At 73.1% G+C, this 6071-nt stretch carries 7 protein-coding genes; 2 read left to right on the top strand and 5 right to left on the bottom strand.

What is annotated here, in order from left to right; genetic code table 11:
* Positions 1-24: 24 nt before the first annotated feature.
* Entirely contained in the window at positions 25-366 is a 342-nt protein-coding gene (locus ACFV1J_RS31485) for a hypothetical protein (protein WP_385863773.1), read from the top strand.
* Between the two features lie 24 nt (positions 367-390).
* Here ACFV1J_RS31485 and der read toward each other — a convergent pair whose 3' ends face one another.
* From der to aroH, 5 genes are all read right to left on the bottom strand, one after another.
* Positions 391-1854 carry a ribosome biogenesis GTPase Der gene (gene der / locus ACFV1J_RS31490; RefSeq protein WP_385863774.1) on the bottom strand — a complete coding sequence of 488 codons (1464 nt, stop codon included), beginning with the start codon at positions 1852-1854 and terminating at the stop codon, positions 391-393.
* Between the two features lie 69 nt (positions 1855-1923).
* On the bottom strand, positions 1924-2511 hold the full coding sequence (locus ACFV1J_RS31495; RefSeq protein ID WP_385863784.1) for a lysophospholipid acyltransferase family protein: 588 nt from the start codon (positions 2509-2511) through the stop codon (positions 1924-1926).
* Positions 2512-2615: 104 nt separating this feature from the next.
* Positions 2616-3335 carry a (d)CMP kinase gene (gene cmk, locus ACFV1J_RS31500; protein ID WP_385863776.1) on the bottom strand — a complete coding sequence of 240 codons (720 nt, stop codon included), beginning with the start codon at positions 3333-3335 and terminating at the stop codon, positions 2616-2618.
* Between the two features lie 121 nt (positions 3336-3456).
* Positions 3457-4542, bottom strand: coding sequence for a prephenate dehydrogenase (locus ACFV1J_RS31505; RefSeq protein WP_385863778.1), 1086 nt, complete (start codon positions 4540-4542; stop codon positions 3457-3459).
* Entirely contained in the window at positions 4539-4901 is a 363-nt protein-coding gene (gene aroH / locus ACFV1J_RS31510) for a chorismate mutase (protein ID WP_385863780.1), read from the bottom strand. The genes ACFV1J_RS31505 and aroH overlap by 4 nt, the downstream gene beginning before the upstream one ends.
* Before the next feature lie 200 nt (positions 4902-5101).
* Between aroH and ACFV1J_RS31515 the strand changes: the two genes are divergently transcribed.
* Positions 5102-5797 (top strand): DNA polymerase beta superfamily protein, encoded by a 696-nt coding sequence (locus ACFV1J_RS31515; RefSeq protein ID WP_385863782.1) that lies wholly within the window; start codon positions 5102-5104, stop codon positions 5795-5797.
* Positions 5798-6071 lie beyond the last annotated feature (274 nt).

A 6071-nucleotide genomic window follows, 5' to 3' on the forward strand; every position in this document is an offset into this window, starting at 1 on the left:
GCCATCGGGGTCGTTGGCACATACGTGCACGCATACGACCCCTCCGCCCGCGCCCCGTACACCCACCCGATCCCCGGCATGCGCCCGTCGCAGGAACACGGGACGACGCGCCCGACCGACCGTGGTTCCACCACGCCGATCTACGACGCGTTGTACGCCGAGTACCGCCGCTCCTTCCGGGCGCTGCCCGGGGACCGCACGGACGAGCCGGAGACCGCGGAAGTGCTGCGCGGCACGGGGAGTTGGGCCCGTACGACGGCGTCCACGGGCCACTGGGAGGTCGTCGGCCGCCAGCCGTACCACCCCCGCGGCCACCTCCCCGCCCTCCCCCCGAGCCCCCGGGACGCCCGCCCCCACAACGCCTGAGCCCCGGGACGCCCGCAAACGCCGCTACTTCTTCTTGCTGCCGCGCTTCTCGCGGACCCGCACCGAAATGTGGATCGGAGTGCCCTCGAAGCCGAACTCCTCACGCAGGCGACGCTCGATGAAGCGGCGGTAGCCGGCCTCCAGGAAGCCGGAGGCGAAGAGGACGAAGCGGGGCGGCTTGGTGCCGGCCTGGGTGCCGAAGAGGATGCGGGGCTGCTTGCCGCCGCGGATCGGGTGCGGGTGGGAGGCGACGATCTCGCCGAGGAAGGCGTTCAGCCGCCCGGTGGGGATACGGGTCTCCCAGCCGGCCAGCGCGGTCTCGATGGCCGGGACCAGCTTCTCCATGTGGCGGCCGGTGCGCGCGGAGACGTTCACCCGCATCGCCCACGGGACCTGGACGAGGTCCCGCTCGATCTCCCGCTCCAGGTAGAAGCGGCGCTCCTCGTCGAGGTTGTCCCACTTGTTGTAGGCGATGACCAGGGCCCGGCCCGCCTCCACGGCCATCGTGATGATCCGCTGGTCCTGGACGCTGATGGACTCGCCCGCGTCGATCAGGACGACCGCGACCTCGGCCTTCTCCACGGCCGCCGCGGTGCGCAGCGAGGCGTAGTAGTCCGCGCCCTCCTGGAGGTGCACCCGGCGGCGGATACCGGCGGTGTCCACGAACTTCCAGGTCTTGCCGCCGAGTTGGATCAGCTCGTCGACCGGGTCGCGGGTGGTGCCGGCCAGTTCGTTGACGACCACCCGCTCCTCGCCGGCGACCTTGTTCAGCAGCGAGGACTTGCCGACGTTCGGACGGCCGATCAGTGCGACCCGGCGGGGGCCGCCGACGGTCTGGCCGAAGGTCTGCGCGGGCGCCTCGGGCAGCGCCTCCAGCGCCGCGTCGAGCATGTCGCCGGTGCCCCGGCCGTGCAGCGCGGAGACCGGGTGCGGCTCGCCGAGGCCCAGCGACCACAGCATGGCCGCGTCGGCCTCGCCGGAGGGGCCGTCGACCTTGTTGGCGACCAGCACGACGGGCTTGCCGGCGCGGCGCAGCAGCTTGACGACGGCCTCGTCGGTGTCGGTCGCGCCGACCTTGGCGTCGACGACGAAGACCACCGCGTCGGCGGCCTCGATCGCGAACTCGGCCTGCAGCGCCACGGACGCGTCGATGCCGAGCACGTCCTGCTCCCAGCCGCCGGTGTCGACGACCTTGAAGCGGCGGCCGTTCCAGTCCGCCTCGTAGGTGACCCGGTCGCGGGTGACGCCCGGCTTGTCCTCGACGACCGCCTCACGGCGGCCGATGATGCGGTTCACCAGAGTCGACTTACCGACATTGGGGCGGCCGATGACGGCGAGGACGGGCAGCGGGCCGTGGCCGGCCGCGGCGATGTCGCCCTCGACCTCCTCCAGGTCGAAGCCCTCCTGCGCGGCGAGCTCCATGAACTCCGCGTACTCGGCGTCGCCAAGCGCACCGTGCTCGTCGCCGGTGGGGATCTGGTCGTTCATGAAGTCCGTTCCTCGTTCATCATCGTGATCGGTGGACCGCTCGTCCGCGGCCCACTACTCAAGTTTCGGTCAGCGCCCGGTCAGGCGCCTGGCCGCTGCCAGGTGGGCGGTCAGCCGCTCCTGGATCCGTACGGTCGCCTCGTCGAGCGCCTTACGGGTGCGCCGACCGCTGCCGTCGCCCGCCTCGAAGGCGTCGCCGAAGACGACGTCGACGCGGCTGCGCAGCGGCGGTACGGCCGATGTCAGCCGGCTGCGGCGGTCCGCGCCGCCGAGCACCGCCACCGGCACGACGGGGGCGCCGGAGCGCACCGCGAAGTACGCCAGGCCGGCCCGCAGGGACGCGAAGTCGCCCGCGCCGCGGGTGCCCTCCGGGAAGATCCCGAGCACCCCGCCGTGCGCCAGCACCGCGAGCGCGTCGGTGATCGCCTTGCGGTCGGCGGTGCTGCGGTCCACCTTCAGCTGTCCGATGCCCCGCAGGAACGGGTCCAGCGGGCCGACGAAGGCTTCCTTCTTGATCAGGAAGTGCACCGGCCGCGGCGCGGTGCCCATCAGCATCGGGCCGTCGATGCCGTGCGAGTGGTTGACGGCGAGGATCACCGGGCCGGTGGACGGCACCCGCCAGGCGCCCAGCACCCGGGGCCGCCACAGGCCGTACATCAGCCCGATGCCGATCCGCCGGCCGACCGCGGCACCGCCGGCGCTCGGGACGCCGGACGCCTGCCCGGTCCCGGCGGCGGTGGCGCTCGGTGCCCCCGTGTCGGTCACCGGGCGAGTCCCGCCTTTTCGGCGCTGGCGCCCTCGATGAGGGTGACCACGCACTCGATGACCTGGTCGAGGGTGAGCTCGGTGGTGTCCACCTCGACCGCGTCGTCCGCCTTGGCCAGCGGCGAGGTCTTACGGGAGGAGTCGGCGGTGTCCCGCTTGATCAGCGCCTCGCGGGTGGCGGCCAGGTCGGTGGCCTCCTTTCCCTTGAGCTCGCCGCTGCGGCGGGCCGCCCGCGCCTCGGGCGAGGCGGTGAGGAAGACCTTGAGGTCGGCGTCGGGCAGGACCGTGCTGCCGATGTCCCGGCCCTCGACGACGATGCCGTTCGGGGCCGCGGCGGCGATGGAGCGCTGCAGGTCGGTGATCAGGGCCCGCACCTCCGGGACCGCGCTGACGGCGCTGACCGCGGCGGTGACCGCCTGGGTGCGGATCGGGGCCGCGGCGTCCAGGCCGTCGACGGTGATGGTCGGTGCGGCCGGGTCCGTACCGGAGACGATCACGGGCTTGGCGGCGGCGTCGGCCACCGCTGTGGCGTCGTTCACGTCGATGCCGTTGTTCAGCATCCACCACGTGATCGCGCGGTACTGGGCGCCGGTGTCGAGGTAGCCGAGGCCCAGCTTGGCGGCGACGGCCTTGGACGTGCTGGACTTGCCCGTGCCAGCGGGGCCGTCGATGGCGACAATCACTGCAGCCGGGGCGGTCCGGGCGGCGGTTTCCACGGTGACGAACACCTTTCTGGTACACGGGGCGGGGTCCAGGGGCCATGAGGGCCCCGCCCAAGGTTACTGGCTCACCCGGACGGCGCCGTCCACCGCGTGCCGGCCGGGCGGGACCGGGAGGTCACTGCCGGATGGACCAGCCCCGCTCCCGCAGCTCCGCGGTCAGCACCGGAACCGCCTTCGGCTCGACCATCAGCTGGATGAAACCGGCCTGCTGACCGGTGGCGTGCTCGATCCGGACGTCCTCGATGTTGACCCCGGCGCGGCCGGCGTCGGCGAAGATCCGGGCCAGCTCGCCGGGCTGGTCGCCGATGTACACGGCGACGATCTCGTACGCGGCCGGGGCGGCGCCGTGCTTGCCGGGGACCCGCTCGCGGCCGGCGTTGCCACGCCGCAGGACGTCCTCGATGCCGCTGGCCCCGCCGCCTCGCTTCTCCTCGTCGGCGGACTCCAGGGAACGCAGGGACCGGACGGTCTCGTCCAGGTCGGCCGCGATCTCGGCGAGCACGTCCGCGACCGGGCCGGGGTTGGCGGACAGGATGTCGATCCACATCGCCGGGTCGGAGGCCGCGATCCGGGTCACGTCCCGGATGCCCTGGCCGCAGAGCCGGACGGCGGTCTCGTCGGCGCCCTTGAGGCGGGCGGCGACCAGGCTGGAGAGCAGCTGGGGGGTGTGCGAGACCAGGGCGACGGCGCGGTCATGGGCGTCCGCGTCCATCACGACCGGGACGGCCCGGCAGAGGGCGACCAGCTCCAGGGCGAGGTTGAGCACCTCGGTGTCGCCGCCGGGCGCCGGGGTGAGCACCCAGGGGCGGCCCTCGAAGAGGTCGGCGGTGGCGGCCAGCGGACCCGAGCGCTCCTTGCCGGCCATCGGGTGCGTGCCCAGGTAGGCACTCAGGTCGCAGCCCATCGCCTCCAGCTCACGGCGCGGGCCGCCCTTGACGCTGGCCACGTCGATGTACCCGCGGGCCACCCCGCGCCGGATGGCACCGGCGAGCGCCGACGCGACATGGGCCGGCGGCACGGCCACCACGGCCAGGTCGACCGGCCCCGGGGGCGGCTCGGCGGTACCGGCGCCGAGCGCGGCGGCGGTCAGGGCCTGGGCCTGGTCGTGGTCCTCCAGGTAGACCTGCACGCCGCGGGCGCCGAGGGCGAGCGCGGCCGAGGTGCCGATCAGGCCGGTTCCGATGACGAGTGCGGTCCTCACTGCGCGATGTCCTTTCGCAGCGCCCCGGCGGCGCCGAGGTAGACATGGGCGATCCCGGCCTTCGACAGCCCGGTCTCCACATGGGCGAGCACCCGCACCACGCGCTCCATGGCGCCGTCGACATCCAGCTCCTGGGCGCAGATCAGCGGGACGTCCGTGATGCCGAGGGCGCGCGCCGCGGCGGCCGGGAAGTCGCTGTGCAGGTCCGGGGTGGCCGTGAACCACACGCTGATCAGGTCGTCCGCGAGCAGTCCGTTGCGCTCCAGGATCGCGGTGAGCAGCTCACCGACCTGCTCCTGCATGTGCTCCGCGTCGTCCCGCTCCAGCTGGACGGCCCCCCGGACCGCTCGTACCGCCACGTCACTGCTCCCCTGCGTCCTCGAGCGCGTCACGCACCGTGCGCGCACTGCTCAGCGTAACCAGCCGCACCGACATTCCGTACCCGACGGCCGTCCGCCCGCCCGGCCCCGGCCGGACCGGCCGGAACGCACCGGCCCGGGCCCGGCCACCCGCCGCAAACCTGGTGACATTCCCCCTCCCACCAGCGACAATCGCCGCCATGTCCGCAGCCGCCGCAGACCACTCCCTGGTCACCGAGCACACCGTCTACGCCTGTGTGATGGGCTCGCGGGCCTTCGGGCTGGCGACCGAAAGCAGTGACACCGACCGGCGCGGGGTGTATCTCGCGCCCACCCGCCTCTTCTGGGGCTTCGAGAAGCCGCCGACCCATGTGGAGGGGCCGCGCGAGGAGGAGTTCTCCTGGGAGCTGGAACGCTTCTGCCAACTGGCGCTGCGGGCCAACCCCACCGCCCTGGAGTGCCTGCACTCCCCCTTCGTGGAACGCATCGACGCCACCGGCCGCGAACTGCTGTCCCTGCGCGCGGCGTTCCTCTCCCGCCAGGTCCACCGCACGTTCACGGGCTACGCCACCGGGCAGCTCAAGCAGCTACGAGCGGATCTACGGCGGCACGGGGCGCCCCGCTGGAAGCACGCCATGCATCTGCTGCGCCTGCTGGCGAGCGCCCGCGATCTGCTGCGTACGGGCGTCCTCACGCTGGACGTCGGCGACGACCGCACCGAACTGCTGGCGGTCCGGCGGGGCGAGGTGTCCTGGGAGGCGGTCGAACGCCGGATGGCCCGCCTGTCCGAGGAGGCCGACGCGGCGGTGTCCGGTTCCCCCCTCCCACCCGAACCGGACCGGGCCCGGGTGGCGGACTTCTTGTTCCGGGCTCGTCGTTCCTCAGCGCTTGGGTGAGCCTGTGAGCCTGGGAGCCTTCCCACGTACTTGGCCGTCCCGCCGTGGGGGTTTCTCGCCGTTCCGCTGCGCTTTGCGGCGCGCCGTACGTACATGTCTGTCCCGCCGCGGTGGTTTCTCGCCGTTGCGCGCTTGGCGGCGCCCCCGCACGTACCTGTCTGTCCCGCCGTGGGTGTTGTTCGCCGTTGCGCCTGCGGCGGGCTGGGTGTTGTGGGGTGCGGTGACGGTCCTCCGGGGCCTTGTTCGTGGACTGCTTCGCTTTACGTCCACGAAC

It is taken from the genome of Streptomyces sp. NPDC059649 (genome assembly GCF_042734445.1).
GTDB lineage: Bacteria > Actinomycetota > Actinomycetes > Streptomycetales > Streptomycetaceae > Streptomyces.

Excerpts from the sequence above, each read along its gene's own strand:
- ACFV1J_RS31515 (WP_385863782.1), top strand. The coding sequence starts at position 5,102 with ATGTCCGCAGCCGCCGCAGACCACTCCCTGGTCACCGAGCACACCGTC.
- der (WP_385863774.1), bottom strand. The coding sequence starts at position 1,854 with ATGAACGACCAGATCCCCACCGGCGACGAGCACGGTGCGCTTGGCGAC.
- ACFV1J_RS31495 (WP_385863784.1), bottom strand. The coding sequence starts at position 2,511 with ATGTACGGCCTGTGGCGGCCCCGGGTGCTGGGCGCCTGGCGGGTGCCG.